The 15,329-nt window shown below is 52.3% G+C and carries 13 protein-coding genes; 12 read left to right on the top strand and 1 reads right to left on the bottom strand.

The window, feature by feature from the left end:
• Window positions 1–20 precede the first annotated feature (20 nt).
• From hemE to PYL13_RS01320, 8 genes are all read left to right on the top strand, one after another.
• Window positions 21–1,049, top strand: a complete 1,029-nt coding sequence (hemE, locus tag PYL13_RS01355) for a uroporphyrinogen decarboxylase (protein ID WP_275643440.1) — start codon at window positions 21–23, stop codon at window positions 1,047–1,049.
• Complete coding sequence (hemJ, locus tag PYL13_RS01350) at window positions 1,046–1,588, top strand: protoporphyrinogen oxidase HemJ (protein ID WP_275643439.1); 543 nt, start codon at window positions 1,046–1,048, stop codon at window positions 1,586–1,588. The genes hemE and hemJ overlap by 4 nt, the downstream gene beginning before the upstream one ends.
• A 195-nt stretch (window positions 1,589–1,783) precedes the next feature.
• Window positions 1,784–3,049 carry a transcription termination factor Rho gene (gene rho, locus PYL13_RS01345; RefSeq protein ID WP_192490589.1) on the top strand — a complete coding sequence of 422 codons (1,266 nt, stop codon included), beginning with the start codon at window positions 1,784–1,786 and terminating at the stop codon, window positions 3,047–3,049.
• 112 nt (window positions 3,050–3,161) lie between these two features.
• Window positions 3,162–4,493, top strand: a complete 1,332-nt coding sequence (mnmE, locus tag PYL13_RS01340) for a tRNA uridine-5-carboxymethylaminomethyl(34) synthesis GTPase MnmE (RefSeq protein ID WP_275643438.1) — start codon at window positions 3,162–3,164, stop codon at window positions 4,491–4,493.
• Between the two features lie 67 nt (window positions 4,494–4,560).
• Window positions 4,561–6,438 carry a tRNA uridine-5-carboxymethylaminomethyl(34) synthesis enzyme MnmG gene (mnmG, locus tag PYL13_RS01335; RefSeq protein ID WP_275643437.1) on the top strand — a complete coding sequence of 626 codons (1,878 nt, stop codon included), beginning with the start codon at window positions 4,561–4,563 and terminating at the stop codon, window positions 6,436–6,438.
• An 11-nt stretch (window positions 6,439–6,449) separates the two neighbouring features.
• Window positions 6,450–7,064: a 16S rRNA (guanine(527)-N(7))-methyltransferase RsmG gene (rsmG, locus tag PYL13_RS01330; protein ID WP_275643436.1), complete on the top strand. Its 615-nt coding sequence runs from the start codon at window positions 6,450–6,452 to the stop codon at window positions 7,062–7,064.
• A 24-nt stretch (window positions 7,065–7,088) separates the two neighbouring features.
• The gene (locus PYL13_RS01325; RefSeq protein WP_275643473.1) at window positions 7,089–7,883 is read left to right on the top strand and encodes a ParA family protein; all 795 of its coding nucleotides are present in this window, start codon (window positions 7,089–7,091) and stop codon (window positions 7,881–7,883) included.
• A 30-nt stretch (window positions 7,884–7,913) separates the two neighbouring features.
• Window positions 7,914–8,795, top strand: a complete 882-nt coding sequence (locus PYL13_RS01320) for a ParB/RepB/Spo0J family partition protein (protein ID WP_275643435.1) — start codon at window positions 7,914–7,916, stop codon at window positions 8,793–8,795.
• Between the two features lie 154 nt (window positions 8,796–8,949).
• On the opposite strand, the gene PYL13_RS01315 is transcribed toward PYL13_RS01320, so the two are convergent.
• Window positions 8,950–9,168, bottom strand: a complete 219-nt coding sequence (locus tag PYL13_RS01315; RefSeq protein WP_275643434.1) for a DUF1674 domain-containing protein — start codon at window positions 9,166–9,168, stop codon at window positions 8,950–8,952.
• Between the two features lie 116 nt (window positions 9,169–9,284).
• On the opposite strand from PYL13_RS01315, the gene htpX reads away from it, so the two are divergent.
• From htpX to purH, 4 genes are all read left to right on the top strand, one after another.
• Window positions 9,285–10,244, top strand: a complete 960-nt coding sequence (gene htpX / locus PYL13_RS01310) for a zinc metalloprotease HtpX (protein ID WP_275643433.1) — start codon at window positions 9,285–9,287, stop codon at window positions 10,242–10,244.
• Window positions 10,235–11,629 carry an RsmB/NOP family class I SAM-dependent RNA methyltransferase gene (locus PYL13_RS01305; RefSeq protein WP_275643432.1) on the top strand — a complete coding sequence of 465 codons (1,395 nt, stop codon included), beginning with the start codon at window positions 10,235–10,237 and terminating at the stop codon, window positions 11,627–11,629. The genes htpX and PYL13_RS01305 overlap by 10 nt, the downstream gene beginning before the upstream one ends.
• A 222-nt stretch (window positions 11,630–11,851) precedes the next feature.
• A complete protein-coding gene (locus tag PYL13_RS01300) occupies window positions 11,852–13,495 on the top strand; it encodes a heparinase II/III family protein (RefSeq protein ID WP_441296613.1) in 1,644 nt (547 codons plus the stop codon).
• 105 nt (window positions 13,496–13,600) lie between these two features.
• Window positions 13,601–15,217: a bifunctional phosphoribosylaminoimidazolecarboxamide formyltransferase/IMP cyclohydrolase gene (gene purH / locus PYL13_RS01295; protein ID WP_275643431.1), complete on the top strand. Its 1,617-nt coding sequence runs from the start codon at window positions 13,601–13,603 to the stop codon at window positions 15,215–15,217.
• Window positions 15,218–15,329: the final 112 nt, after the last annotated feature.

Genomic DNA, 15,329 nt, shown 5'->3' with positions numbered 1-15,329 from the left:
TTTTGGAAAGGTGTGAATTCATGGCTGTACGCCGTCTGCTGAAAGTGCTTGATGGAGAAACACTCACTCCTCCACCAATCTGGCTTATGAGACAGGCTGGTCGTTACCTTCCCGAATACAGACAAACGCGTCAGCAAGCCGGAAGTTTCCTGGACCTCTGTTATAATCCGGAATTGGCCACCGAAGTGACCTTGCAGCCTATTCGCCGCTTTGGTCTGGATGCTGCAATCCTGTTCTCAGACATCCTGGTTATTCCAGATGCTTTGAAGCGCAATGTTACCTTCAGCGAGGGCAAGGGTCCGGCTATGGATCCAATTGAGGTTTCAGACATTGCATCCTTTTCCAAAGTCGATGTTCTTCCCCATCTCTGTCCCGTGTTTGAAACCGTAAAGCGGTTGCGCGCGGAACTGCCTCAGGAAACAACGCTGCTTGGCTTCTGTGGAGCTCCCTGGACAGTTGCGACCTATATGATTGCCGGCCACGGAACACCCGATCAGGCACCCGCGCGTCTGTTCGGTTATAATCATCCTCAAGCAATGGAAGAACTGCTGGCTACTCTCGCTGACATATCCGCTGATTATCTCGTGGCGCAGATTGACGCCGGCGCAGATGCCGTTCAGATTTTCGACTCCTGGGCTGGTGTGCTTGGTGAGAGTGAGTTTGAAAAATTTGCGGTGAAGCCGGTTCAGCGCATCATTGCGTCCGTTCGTAGCCGTCGCCCCGGTGCCAAGATCATCGCTTTTGCCAAAGGTGCGGGACTTCTGTTGAAGGATTACCGTCAAAAGACCGGCGCAGATGCAATTGGCCTCGATTGGTCTGTTCCGCTTTCCTTTGCACAGGAGTTGCAGAAGGACGGCCCCGTACAGGGCAATCTGGACCCTATGCGTATGGTCGCCGGTGGCAAGGCACTGGATGAGGGCATCGATGCCATTCTGCAGGCACTGGGCAACGGTCCACTGATTTTCAATCTTGGCCATGGTATCACGCCACAGGCCGATCCTGAGAATGTAACGAAGCTGGTGAACCGCGTGCGTGGTTTTAAACGATGAGTGATGAGCTGCAGACTTCGGAATCTGCTGGACGGAAAACCCGGCTGCGCGTAGCTGTGGCGCTCAGCGTTTTTGCCTGCTTCGGTGGCCTGCTCTACTGGATAGGTCCCGATCAGGCCTATCTCTGGGTAAAGGCGCTGCATATCATTGCTGTCATTTCGTGGATGGCGGGGCTGCTTTATATGCCGCGGCTGTTCATCTACCACACTGATGCACCGGTCGGTTCCGTGCAATCCGAAACCTTCAAGGTGATGGAACGGCGTCTTCTCAAGCTGATCATGAACCCTGCCATGATGATTTCATGGGTACTGGGGCTCTACCTCGCCTGGAGCGTTTATGGCTTTTCGGGTGGATGGCTCCATGCCAAAATTCTCGCAGTGGTGTTTCTAACCGGTGCGCATATGTATTTCAGCCGTGCAGTTCGGGTTTTTGCGCGTGATGAAAACAAACACAGCGCCCGACACTGGCGGTTGTTAAACGAGGTTCCAACCGTCTTGATGATCATCATCGTCATACTTGTGGTTGTGAAACCGTTTTGATCGGTTCATATTTTTATAAATTTCGCGGAATTGTTGCTTTTCTCTTGCAGGCTGCCAATTCAGTCGCTATTTTCCCGCTACTCATCTTCGCGGCATGTGTCTTGTTCAGTCGTATGCGGGTCATTCACCCAGTACCGAATTTTTCAGCACGCCCCTCCCCTATCATTTCTTAATATCTGAAACGGTCTTCTCTTCATGGCTGAAATGAAGCTTCAAGAACTAAAAAGCAAATCTCCAACCGATTTGCTGACATTTGCGGAATCGCTCGAGGTCGAAAACGCCAGCACCATGCGTAAGCAGGAGTTGATGTTTGCTATCCTCAAGGTTCTTGCCAGCCAGGATATCGAGATTATCGGTGAAGGTGTGGTGGAAGTTCTGCAGGACGGCTTCGGCTTTCTGCGTTCCGCCAATGCCAACTATCTGCCTGGTCCTGATGATATCTACATATCTCCCTCGCAGATCCGCCGCTTCTCGCTGAAGACTGGCGATACGGTCGAAGGACCAATCCGTGGGCCGAAGGAAGGCGAACGGTATTTTGCGCTTCTGAAGGTCAACTCGATCAACTTCGACGATCCTGAAAAGATTCGCCACAAGGTTCACTTCGATAACCTGACACCGCTCTATCCGAATGAGCGTTTCAAGATGGAACTTGATGTTCCAACCTCGAAGGATTTGTCGTCTCGTGTTATCGATCTGGTTGCCCCACTCGGCAAAGGCCAGCGTGGTCTGATCGTTGCACCGCCACGTACCGGTAAAACGGTTCTGCTGCAGAATATCGCACATTCGATCACTGCCAACCATCCGGAATGCTATCTCATCGTTCTACTGATCGATGAGCGTCCTGAAGAAGTGACGGACATGCAGCGTTCTGTGAAGGGTGAAGTTGTTTCCTCTACCTTCGACGAGCCAGCAGTTCGCCACGTTCAGGTCGCTGAAATGGTCATTGAGAAGGCGAAGCGCCTTGTCGAGCATGGTCGCGACGTTGTTATCCTGCTCGATTCGATCACCCGCCTCGGCCGTGCTTACAACACCGTTGTTCCTTCTTCTGGTAAGGTTCTGACCGGTGGTGTCGATGCTAACGCCCTGCAGCGTCCTAAGCGTTTCTTCGGTGCTGCCCGTAACATCGAAGAAGGCGGCTCATTGACAATCATCGCAACGGCGCTGATCGATACAGGCAGCCGCATGGACGAAGTTATCTTTGAAGAATTCAAGGGTACCGGTAACTCGGAAATCGTGCTTGACCGCAAGGTTGCTGACAAGCGTATCTTCCCTGCTCTGGATATTCTCAAGTCCGGCACACGTAAGGAAGACCTGCTTGTGCCACGCCAAGATCTTCAGAAGATCTTTGTTCTACGCCGTATCCTTGCTCCGATGGGAACGATGGACGCCATCGAATTCCTTATCGACAAATTGAAGCAAACCAAGAACAACGGTGATTTCTTCGATTCGATGAACACCTGACGGTTAGCCGGATTCAGTAATAAAGTGGCCGTGTGGTGTAATGCCAGCACGGCCATTTTTTATTGAAGATAATAATTGTATGTTCGGGCCTAAACAGGACCAAGTGACAGCGATGACAAAAACCTCAGACACGATTTACGCATTGTCCAGCGGCGCGCTGCCTGCTGGTGTCGCGGTCATCAGACTCAGCGGACCACAGGCATTTCCTATGTTGCAAGGTCTGATCAAAGGTCCTTTGCCGGATTCCAGAAAAGCAAGCTTAAGAACGATTCGTAACCGTAATGGTCTAGTGATTGACCAGGCGCTGGTGCTTCCATTTCCAGCTCCACACTCCTTTACCGGTGAAGATTGCGTGGAATTGCAAGTCCACGGCAGCCGGGCTGTGGTAAATGCTATATTTGAGGAATTGGCAGGGCATGAAGGGGGAAGGCCGGCGGAAGCTGGCGAATTCTCCCAACGTGCTTTTGAGAATGGGAAGATGGATCTTGTCGAGGTTGAAGGTCTCGCAGATCTATTACATGCGGAAACGGAGATGCAGCGTCGTCTTGCCGTTGAGCAAAGTTCTGGCAAACTCTCTGCTCTTTACGATGGCTGGGCCGACAGGTTGACGCGAGCGCGTGCGTTTATCGAGGCCGAACTCGATTTTGCCGATGAAGAAGATGTACCTGACTCTGTCGCCAATCAGGTTTGGATACAGATGAAGGCGCTGCTGGATGAAATTAACAATCATCTTGCCGCCGCATCGTCAGCAGAAATCATCCGAGACGGCCTCAAGATTGCGCTGGTTGGCGAACCTAACGTCGGCAAGTCCAGCCTGCTGAACGCTCTCAGCGGTCGTGACGTGGCGATCGTTACCGATATTGCTGGCACGACGAGGGATGTCTTGAACGTCGATCTCAACCTTGGTGGTTATCTCGTCACCGTCTCCGATACCGCCGGTATAAGAGAGACGACTGATGCCGTCGAGCAGGAAGGCGTTAAAAGAGCGGTTGCAAAAGCCGAAACGGCCGACTTGGTTTTGCATCTTGTTGATACCGATTCGATTCCGAAACAAACTAGCCCTACTATCAATAATGGTAACCACGTCCTCGTGCGCAGCAAAAGCGACAAGCGCGGTCCCTCACCTTTGCCAACTGAATTTGCACTGGAACTGTCCGTCGAAAGCGGACAGGGTTTGGAAAAACTCAAATCATTTATTCGAGACTATATAGAGAACCGCCTTGGTTCTGCATCGATGTTGGCGCCCGCGCGACAGAGACATCAGAAACGTCTTGAAGAGACACGAAATTATGTTAGTGATGCGCTGCAATCCGAAGGTCAGGATTTGGCCATACGATCGGAATATCTTCGTCTCGCTGCAAGTTCTCTTGGTAGAATAACCGGACGAGTAGATGTCGAAGATTTATTGGGTGTGATTTTCTCCGAATTCTGCATTGGCAAATGATTCACGTGAAACATTCGGGCTAATGAGTGCCCTCTCCGTTTCCGCAGAGTAATACAAGGGCATAAAGATGCACTACGATGTAATTGTTATCGGCGGTGGACATGCGGGCTGCGAAGCTGCGGCGGCAGCGGCACGTCATGGTGCCAAGACAGCTTTGATTACCCACAAAGCTGACACCATTGGCGTCATGTCCTGTAATCCTGCGATTGGTGGTTTGGGAAAAGGTCACCTTGTTCGCGAGATTGACGCTCTCGATGGTTTGATGGGCCGTGTTGCCGATGCGGGCGGAATTCAGTTCCGTATGCTCAATCGAAAAAAAGGGCCGGCTGTCCGCGGGCCTCGTACTCAGGCCGACCGCAAGCTTTATCGTCTCGCTATGGCTAAAGAAATTGCCTCAATCGATAATCTTACAGTTATCGAAGGTGATGCCTATGATATTGAAATTGAAGATAAAATCGTCAAAAAAGTTGTCATGGCGGATGGGCGTGTGTTTCCTTGCGCATCAGTTGTTCTGACCAGCGGCACCTTTCTCCGAGGCCTCATTCATATCGGTTCCGAAAAGATTCCCGCAGGGCGTGTTGGTGAAAAGCCATCTGTTGGACTGTCCGATACACTGGCGCGGTTGGGGTTGAAACTGGGTCGTTTGAAAACTGGCACACCAGCCCGTTTGAATGGCAAAACAATTGATTGGGATTCGGTGGAGCGCCAGTCCGCAGACGAAGACCCGGTCCCCTTCTCTTTCATGACGGACGTGATTGTTAATCCGCAAATTGATTGTGGTGTGACCCGTACCACCGAATACAGTCACAAGATCATCCGCGACAATATCCATCTCTCCGCGATGTATTCCGGACAGATTGAAGGTGTTGGGCCACGTTACTGCCCTTCCATCGAAGACAAGATCGTTCGTTTTGGAGACCGTGACGGCCACCAGATATTCCTGGAGCCCGAGGGACTGGATGACGACACGATTTACCCGAACGGTATTTCGACGTCGTTACCGGCGTCCGTTCAGGAAGCTTTCATTCATAGTATTCCCGGGTTGGAAAAAGTTGAAATTTTCCAACCAGGTTATGCAATTGAATATGATTACGTCGATCCTCGCGAGCTCTACCCTTCTTTGCAGGTCAAGAAGGTGCAAGGTCTGTTTCTTGCAGGACAAATCAATGGCACGACTGGTTACGAAGAAGCGGGCGCTCAAGGCCTGGTCGCCGGTCTTAATGCATCGCTTTATGCTTCCGGTGCTGACGCCCTGCATTTCAGCCGCACTGAATCCTATATCGGTGTGATGATTGACGATCTGACGTCGAAGGGCGTCAGTGAACCGTACCGCATGTTTACATCACGTGCCGAATATCGTCTTTCTCTACGAGTTGATAATGCCGATTTGCGTCTGACCCCTATTGGTTTGAAAGCGGGAATTATTGGTTCGGCCCGCGCTGGGCGCTTTTCTGAATTCACGGATGCGATCGAAGACGGTCGTGCTCTGCTGCAGTCAATTCGGATCAGCCCCAACGAAGGGGCAAAAATTGGCTTGAAGTTGAATCAGGATGGGCAGCGCCGTTCTGCCTATGAGTTGCTGTCCTATCCTGATATTTCGCTCGATCCGCTCCGTGGACATTGGAGCGAGTTGAGCGTGATCAACAATAAGGTTGGCGAAGTGCTGGAGATTGAAGCTGGCTATGCTGTATATATGCAGCGTCAGAGCGCTGATATTATCGAAATTCGTCGTGACGAGGATCGTAAGATACCGGCTGATTTTGACTACAGCTTGCTTTCCGGCCTGTCGAATGAGTTGAAGCAGAAACTTATTGCTGCAAAACCTCTGAATATCGCACAGGCATCCCGTGTCGATGGCATGACACCGGCCGCTGTATCGCTTATTCTGGCGTTGGTAAAAAAGCACAACGTAGCGATTCAACCGCAGGTAAAATCGCACTCATAGCGAGTCTTTATATGCAGATAAACGGCCAAAGTGTTTCACGTGAAACACATGAACGACTCACACATTATGTTGAGCTGTTTAAAAAGTGGAATAAAACAACAAATCTCGCAGCGCCGTCCACCATATCGGAAATCTGGAGTCGGCACATTGCCGATAGCGCGCAGATTTTTCAGCTAAGCCCACAACCGCAGACGTGGGTTGATTTGGGCAGTGGCGGCGGACTTCCTGGCGTTGTCACAGCGATTTTCCTGGCTGAACTCAATGATGGCTGGGTTCATCTGGTTGAAAGCAACAATAAGAAAGCGGCTTTCTTGCGTGTTGCTCTGGCTGAGACCGGTGCAAGGGGCAGTGTTCACCCCATTCGCATCGAAAAAGCGCCTGAAATCATTCCGCATTGCGATGTGATTTCAGCACGCGCGCTCGCTGACCTCGATCTTTTGCTCGAATATATGCATCCTTGGGCCAAAGATTCCGAAAAAGTGAGGGCTTTTTTTAATAAAGGCCGGGATTACCAAAGTGAGATCACGAAAGCCCGTGGTCGTTGGCAGTTTGATCTGATAAAACATTCCAGTGTTGTTGAGGCAGATTCCGTTGTTCTGGAAATCAGCCGTCTTACATCTCAATAATGATGTATTCTCTGGGTGTGCGGCATTATGTTTGAAAAAAACCGAATTATCACCATTGCAAATCAGAAAGGCGGCGTTGGTAAAACAACGACAGCCATCAATCTTGCAACGGCACTCGCGGCAATTGGGGAACGTGTTCTTATTGTTGACCTCGATCCGCAGGGTAATGCCAGTACTGGCTTGGGTATCGATCGCCGCGACCGCAAACTTTCGTCTTATGACTTGCTGATTGGTAGCAATACGATTGGTGAGACTGTCGTCCCAACAGCTGTTCCCAATCTTGATATTGTGCCATCCACAATGGACTTGCTGGGCTTCGAAATGGAAGCTGCGAATCTGCCCAACCGTGCTTTTCGATTGAAGGCCGCCCTGTCGAGCGAACAGGCGAAAACCTATTCCTATATTCTCTTGGACTGCCCGCCATCCTTCAATCTACTGACCATGAATGCTATGGCCGCCGCACATTCGGTATTGGTGCCACTTCAGTGCGAGTTCTTTGCGTTGGAAGGGTTGAGTCAGTTGCTCGATACCGTCAATCAGGTTCGGCAGACTGTCAATCCTACTCTCGATATCCAGGGTATCGTATTGACGATGTTTGATGCGAGAAACAATCTGGCCCAGCAGGTTGTTAACGATGTGCGTACCCACCTTGGGGAAAAAGTCTATCATACGCTTATTCCTCGCAATGTTCGGGTTTCGGAAGCGCCATCTCATGGTAAGCCTGCAATTCTCTACGATCTGAAATGCGCGGGTAGTCAGGCCTATCTTCAGCTTGCGTCGGAAGTTATCCAGCGCGAGCGGTTGCGTAAGGCGGCGTGACGGACAAGTTTATAGTACGGAGTGACATGCATGAGTGACGATATTTCAAAACGTCGGCTTGGCCGCGGTTTGGCAGCCCTGATCGGTGAGATGGATCAGCCCCTGCCCTCGGGAGATACGCAGCGTACGGTCAATCCCGATCGAAATGTTCCCATCGAATTCATAGCCCGCAGCGCGCGTAACCCGCGCCGGCATTTCGATGAAAGCGAACTGCAGGATTTGGCTGCTTCTATTCGTCAACATGGCATCGTGCAGCCGGTTGTGGTGCGTACCGTTGAACCCAGCCGTTTTGAGATCATCGCTGGTGAACGTCGCTGGCGTGCTGCGCAGCTAGCGGGCTTTACAGAAATCCCAGTTATTATTCGTGACGTGGACGATCGAACAGCGCTTGAATTGGCGATTGTTGAAAACGTCCAGCGCTCAGACCTTAATCCGCTTGAAGAAGCTTTAGGTTACGATCAGCTTATTGCTGAGCATGGTTATACACAAAACGATCTTGGCGAAATTATCGGTAAAAGCCGAAGCCATGTTGCCAACAGCCTGCGCTTGTTGAAACTGCCGGATCCTGTTCGTGACATGTTGGCACAGGGTTCCCTGTCTGCCGGTCACGCACGTGCGTTGGTTTCGACCTCTGATCCATCGGGCCTGGCAAAAACGATCGTGTCAAAGGGTTTGTCCGTTCGTGACGCTGAGCGTTTGGCGCAAAATGACATCAAGGGACAGAGTGAACCTCAGCGGCAGTCCGTACCGGAAACCAAGGATTCAGATACTCTGGCTTTGGAGCGTTCACTGACGGATGCACTTGGGTTGGATGTAAAGATCAATCACAAAGCGTCTGGCGGCCAGATCCGTATCAGCTATAAAACGTTGGAGCAGCTTGAGGCTGTCTGCAAGCTTCTGGAACGCGCCTGATATTGTTTCGAAAATGAAATGATTTAATTGCAAACCCGCATCGACGTTGGTGCGGGTTTTATATGGTTAATGACGTCTTAATGAGATGTGCTACGTAGCGACAGTCGTTTAAGTCTTTGTTTTCACGCTATTTTGATCGACGTGAAACGCCGAATTAAAAATCAATTGCACGGCCGTTGATTTCATAATCGCCAAATCGCACGGGCTCAGCGCCGCCTCGCCCGCCGGTCTCCGCCGGCAGCTCCAGTTCCTGTTGCGCTTTTCTGCGCTCTTCTGCTTCCTGCAGGGCTCGTTTGGCGGCTGGCGACAATTTACGTGTTGCGAGGTTCTTTTCGTTCTCGTCGAACAAGTTGTCGTTATCTGCATTCTGCATGGTTTCGCGCCTTTGGCAGTCTGATATTGAAAAGCGGATTATCATAACCAAATTACACGAGGAACAATCGAACGGCAAATGGCCGTATCGAACACATCGTAAAATGGAGACAACGGATGAATCTTGCGCGCACTGCCATGCTTCTTGCCTTCATGACAGCCTTGTTCATGGGGGTCGGCTTTCTGATTGGCGGACAGGGCGGCATGATGATCGCACTTGTCATCGCGGCGGGTATGAACCTGTTTTCTTACTGGAACTCGGACAAGATGGTGTTGTCGGCTTATCACGCCCAGGAGGTTGATGAGCGCAACGCGCCAGAGTTTTTTACGATGATCCGCGATCTATCGCAGAATGCCGGCCTGCCAATGCCGAAGGTCTATATCTACGAGAGCGAGCAACCAAACGCCTTCGCTACGGGCCGCAATCCTGAAAATGCAGCTGTGGCCGCCTCTACGGGCCTTCTGCAAAGGTTGAGTCCGCAAGAGGTTGCAGGGGTCATGGCCCACGAGCTTGCCCATATCCAAAACCGTGACACTTTAACCATGACGATTACGGCAACCCTTGCCGGTGCTATTTCCATGCTCGGAAACTTTGCGTTTCTGTTTGGTGGCAATCGCAACAACAACAATCCGCTCGGTTTCATTGGCGTGCTGGTTGCCATGATTGTTGCGCCGCTGGCGGCCATGCTTGTTCAGATGGCGATCAGCCGGACTCGCGAATATTCCGCTGACCGTCGTGGTGCCGAGATTTGTGGCAATCCCTTATGGCTGGCCTCAGCGCTTCAGAAAATCTCTGGCGCTGCACAGCGTCTGCACAATGAGGATGCCGAACGTAACCCGGCGACTGCGCATATGTTCATCATCAACCCGCTATCGGGTGAGAGAATGGACAACCTGTTTTCCACGCACCCGAATACTGACAATCGTGTCGCTGCGCTGCAGGCAATGGCAAACGAATTTTCCCAGCCATCGACGCCACCCGCCACAAGTGCTAATGCCGAGCGTAAGACACGTTCTGTACCCTCCACCGGCTGGGGACGGGGCGGAAACAATGAACGCAAAGGACCATGGTCTTGACGGCAGAACACGCCAAAAAAACACCTCACCGCAACAAACGGCGTGACAATCCAAGAGCAGGTAGCGATCAGGACGGTGGACAGCAGTTTGACAACAAGCCGGGTCTAGAAACCCGCAATGCTGCTGTCAAAATCCTGTCTGCTGTCATCGATAAGAAAACATCGCTTGATGGTATGCTGGATGCTGAAACAGGCAATCCGGCCTATAGGGCGCTAAATGCGGCTGACCGTGGTTTGGTGCGCGCCATCATCAACACAGCCCTTCGTCACCTGCCGCGTATTGATGCGGCGATATCCATGTTGCTGGATAATCCCTTGCCATCAGGCGCGCGGTCGCTGCATCACGTTCTGGTGGTCGGTGTAACGCAGATGCTCTACCTTGATGTACCCGACCATTCTGCTGTCGATCTTGCCGTAGAGCAAGCTCATCGCGATCCTCGTAATCGGCGTTTCGTAAAATTGGTCAACGCCCTTCTGCGTCGTCTCGGCCGCGAAAAGGAGGAGATCAAGGAACGAATTTCCACCGTGCCGGTGCTGCCTGAATGGTTCTTTGACCGGTTGGTCTCGGCCTATGGTCGAGAAAAAGCCGAGCAGATTGCGCAGGCACAGCTTTGGCCTTCGACCATCGACGTTACGGTGAAATCTAATCCAGAAGTCTGGGCAGAGAAATTTGGCGGTCAGGTACTGGCTACGGGATCAGTACGTCTTGGCGCCTTTGAAGGGCAGATCCCTGATCTCGAGGGTTTCACGCAGGGCGAGTGGTGGGTGCAGGACGCAGCTGCCAGCCTTCCAGTCAGATTGATGGGAGACATCAAGGGCAAACGGGTGGTTGACCTCTGTGCGGCTCCTGGTGGCAAGACCGCACAGCTTGTTTTGGCTGGAGCTGACGTGACGGCCCTTGATCAATCGGGTAACCGTTTGAAGCGACTTCGCGGCAATCTGGAGCGTCTCGGTTTTGCAGCCAACACGGTTGAAAGCAACCTGTTGACGTTCACCACAGATGAACCTTTTGATGTGGTGCTGCTTGACGCGCCCTGCTCTTCAACAGGAACCCTGCGTAAACATCCTGATGTTCCATGGACAAAAGGACCGGAAGACATTGAAAAGCTCGCCGGGCTCCAGGAGAAAATGCTGCGCCACGCTATTTCACTGGTAAAGCCAGGTGGCATTCTGGTGTTTTCCAACTGCTCGCTTGACCCTCTTGAGGGTGAGCACATGATTTCCCGCGTGCTGCAAGACAGCACCGATGTGGAACGTGTGCCTGTGGACAAAAAAAATTGGCCAGGTTTGGAAGCTGCCGTCAACGGCGACGGCGATTTGCGCACAACGCCTGATATGCTTGGCGGAACCGATGGATTTTTTGCCACCGTGCTGCGTAGAAAATAAGCAAAGCCTGACGGATTTCCACGTCTGAAAAACTGATGTCGGATTTTTTTCTTGAAATTCCGTGCCTTAAAAAGATTATGCAATCAATCACGAATCATGTGATTGATTGCTAAATTATTTGTTTCGTGTGCAAATCCTTAAAATCAGGCATGAGACCGTATAGACGGGAAAAACGGTTTGGCAGGGTCTAACTCCAACGGTTACGGAAGTGCAGGGTTTTTTATGAAAACCCTCTACCGTCGTGCGCGTATACGAGTTGCCGGCTTGCGTATGGTCCTGATACCCGGGGTGTCTGCGCCTGATGGGCTGGTTGCAGCACCGACAGATTTACATGCCGTTGATCCGTTCGTTGCGGAAGAATTGCTGAATGGTCGTATCGTTTTGGCTGGCCGGGTCTACGAGCTGGATGGTGTTTCGGTTTTTGCGGATGAATTGCCAAATCTGGCCTTTGCAGAGAGCCTCTATTCCTTTGAATGGTTGCGGCATGTTCGTGCTCACCGCACAAATGAATGCTGCGCAAAGGCCCGCCAACTGGTAGCCGAATGGATGGCGCTGCACGGGCGAAGAGCGCGTGGTCTGGCGTGGGAGCCGGACATTGCGGCCAGGCGGTTGATTGCGCTCCTGTCTCATTCTCCTGTTGTACTGAATGACGCCGAAAGTGGTTTCTATCGCCGCTTCATGAAGACACTGGGTTTTCATGTGCGTTATCTCGGCATGATCGCCCGCTTTGCGCCCGACGGTGAAACTCGCTTGCGAATTCATATCGCGCTGGCTGTCGCCTCAATCTGTATGTCTGGCAAACAATCCTGGGTGTCGCGTCAGGCCAGAAGATTAAGTCGTGAAATGGAACGTCAGGTCCTGCCGGATGGTGGCCATGTTTCACGCAATCCGCGGGTCCTTCTCGATCTTTTGCTGGATTTGCTGCCGCTGCGTCACAGCTACATTAATCTCGGACACACTGTTCCGTCCGGGCTTGTTTCCGCAATTGACCGAATATTTCCGGCATTGCGGTTTTTCAGGCATCAAGATGGTGATCTAGGTCTGTTTAACGGCGCCACGAGCACGTTGGCCAACGAACTGGCGGCTGTACTGCGGTATGACGACACCGCTGGGCTAACGACGCGTGAACTGCCTGATATGGCCTATCAGCGCTTGGTAGCCGGAGACACAACTGTGCTGATTGACACTGGCCGGGCTTTGTCTGTTGAGTTGTCATCAACCGCCCATGCCGGTTGTCTGTCTTTTGAGATGTCTGCAGGACGGTATCGCTTTATCGTCAATTCGGGTTCTCCGGAAAATGGCAGCGTCGAACTGAAAGAACTGGCACGCTCCACGGCGGCCCAGTCGACTGTGACCTTGGCCGATACGTCGTCATGCCGGTTTTCCCGCTCAGCATTTCTCGGACCAATCATGGTGCAAGGTGCCCGCGAGGTGATGGTCAACCGTACGACTGGGCCTAATAAAAACGACATTGTTTCCGCAAAGCATGACGGTTATGTTGCCGATTTTGGTTACCTGCATGAGCGCGAAGTGGATATGAATGAGGCTGGAACACGTATCCGGGGTCGTGACATTGTCTCTGTAGCTGGCAAGAACAACAAACATATTCCTGAAAGCCTGCTGGCTGTTGCGCGCTTCCATGTTCATCCCCTGATCGAACTTAGCCAGCTCAATGATGAAACCGTAGTTCTGACTGCACCTGATGGTACCCGCTGGCATTTCTCAGTTCCCGGCCGAGCCCTTGCCATTACCGATGATATCTTCATGGCAAATGTGTCCGGCCCACGCCGGTCGCAACAGATTGAAGTGGCTTTCGACGTTCCCGAAGTACGCGAAATACGCTGGTTTTTAGACCGTAAGGCCTGAATGACTGCCTGATTCGTGTTTATTCCCGTGGGAAGGTGTGCTAACGCGACCCCAACCGCCGGTCTCTGCTTCCGGCTGATTTTCCTGCCTATACGGAGTGAGCCGATGGCTGTTGTTTCCAAGAAAATCCCCGCCCCGGATAAAGTCAAAATTCGCACGGCACTTTTGTCCGTATCGGACAAGACCGGCATCATCGAACTCGCCACCACACTGGCTTCAATGGGTGTGAAACTGCTGTCGACAGGTGGAACCGCGAAGGCTATTGCCGATGCTGGCTTGCCGGTTACCGACGTTTCTGACGTCACGAAGTTTCCGGAAATCATGGATGGCCGCGTCAAGACGCTGCACCCGAATGTGCATGGCGGTCTTCTGGCGATCCGTGATGATGCCGATCACGTCGCTGCCATGGAAAAGCACGGTATCGAAGGCATCGATCTTTCCGTCATCAATCTCTACCCGTTCGAGGAAGTTCGCGCCAAGGGCGGTGATTACCCGACAACGGTTGAGAATATCGATATTGGTGGCCCGGCCATGATCCGCGCTTCAGCCAAGAACCATGCTTATGTCACAGTTATCACTGACCCGTCCGACTACGGCGCTTTGCTGGATGCACTGAAGGCTGATGACGGCCAGACAACCTACGCGCTGCGCCAGAAATTTGCTGCCAAGGCCTATGCTCGCACAGCTGCCTATGACGCGATGATATCGAACTGGTTCGCGGATGCGCTAGAAATTGAAGCACCTGATTACCGCGCAATTGGTGGCGTCCTGAAAGAAAAGATGCGTTATGGTGAAAACCCACATCAGAGCGCGGGCTTCTACCTGACCGGGGAGAAGCGTCCCGGCGTTGCCACAGCAACGCTGTTGCAGGGCAAGCAGCTTTCCTACAACAACATCAATGACACGGATGCTGCCTTCGAGCTGGTGGGTGAGTTTCCGGCGTCCAACGGTCCGGCCTGTGCCATTATCAAGCACGCCAATCCATGTGGCGTTGCAACCGGTGAAACCATGCTTGAGGCCTATAAAAAGGCCCTCGCCTGCGATTCTGTGTCGGCATTTGGTGGCGTAATTGCGCTTAACCTGACACTGGATGCGCAGACGGCCGAAGAAATCGTCAAGCTGTTCACGGAAGTGATCATTGCTCCTGACGTTACGGAAGAAGCAAAGGCCATCGTAGCGCGCAAGCCAAACCTGCGCCTGCTGTCGGCCGGTGGTCTGCCAGATCCGCGTTCGCGTGGCCTAGCAGCCAAGACCGTTTCCGGTGGCCTTCTGGTTCAGAGCCGCGATAATGGCATGGTGGAAGACCTCGACCTCAAGGTTGTGACAAAACGTGCGCCGACTGCCCAGGAGTTGGAAGACATGAAGTTTGCGTTCAAGGTCGCAAAACATGTTAAATCCAACGCCGTTATCTACGCCAAGGATGGTCAGACAGCGGGTATTGGCGCAGGCCAGATGAGCCGCGTGGATTCTGCACGTATTGCAGCCCTGAAGGCTGAAGATGCGGCCAAGGCGCTTGGCCTTGCCGAACCGCTGACAAAAGGCTCTGCGGTTGCTTCTGAGGCGTTTTACCCGTTTGCAGATGGTTTGCTGGCTGCGATTGCTGCCGGCGCAACAGCCGTCATCCAGCCGGGTGGTTCTATGCGTGACCAGGAAGTGATCGACGCTGCCAACGAGCATAACGTGGCGATGGTCTTCACTGGCATGCGCCACTTCCGTCACTAAGCATAGCGCGGCTTCTCCCTGCCTTTATTGGGAGAGGCCCCAGCACAGCAATAATCAAAAGGCCCGGACAGATCCGGGCCTTTTTCCATTTTGTGGCGATTTCAATGTTTCA

Origin of the sequence: Agrobacterium sp. Azo12, from assembly GCF_029193765.2 — a bacterium.
Lineage (GTDB): Bacteria > Pseudomonadota > Alphaproteobacteria > Rhizobiales > Rhizobiaceae > Agrobacterium.
The sequence above is the reverse complement of the archived record's forward strand: the minus strand, read 5'-3'. Positions and strand labels throughout refer to the sequence as shown.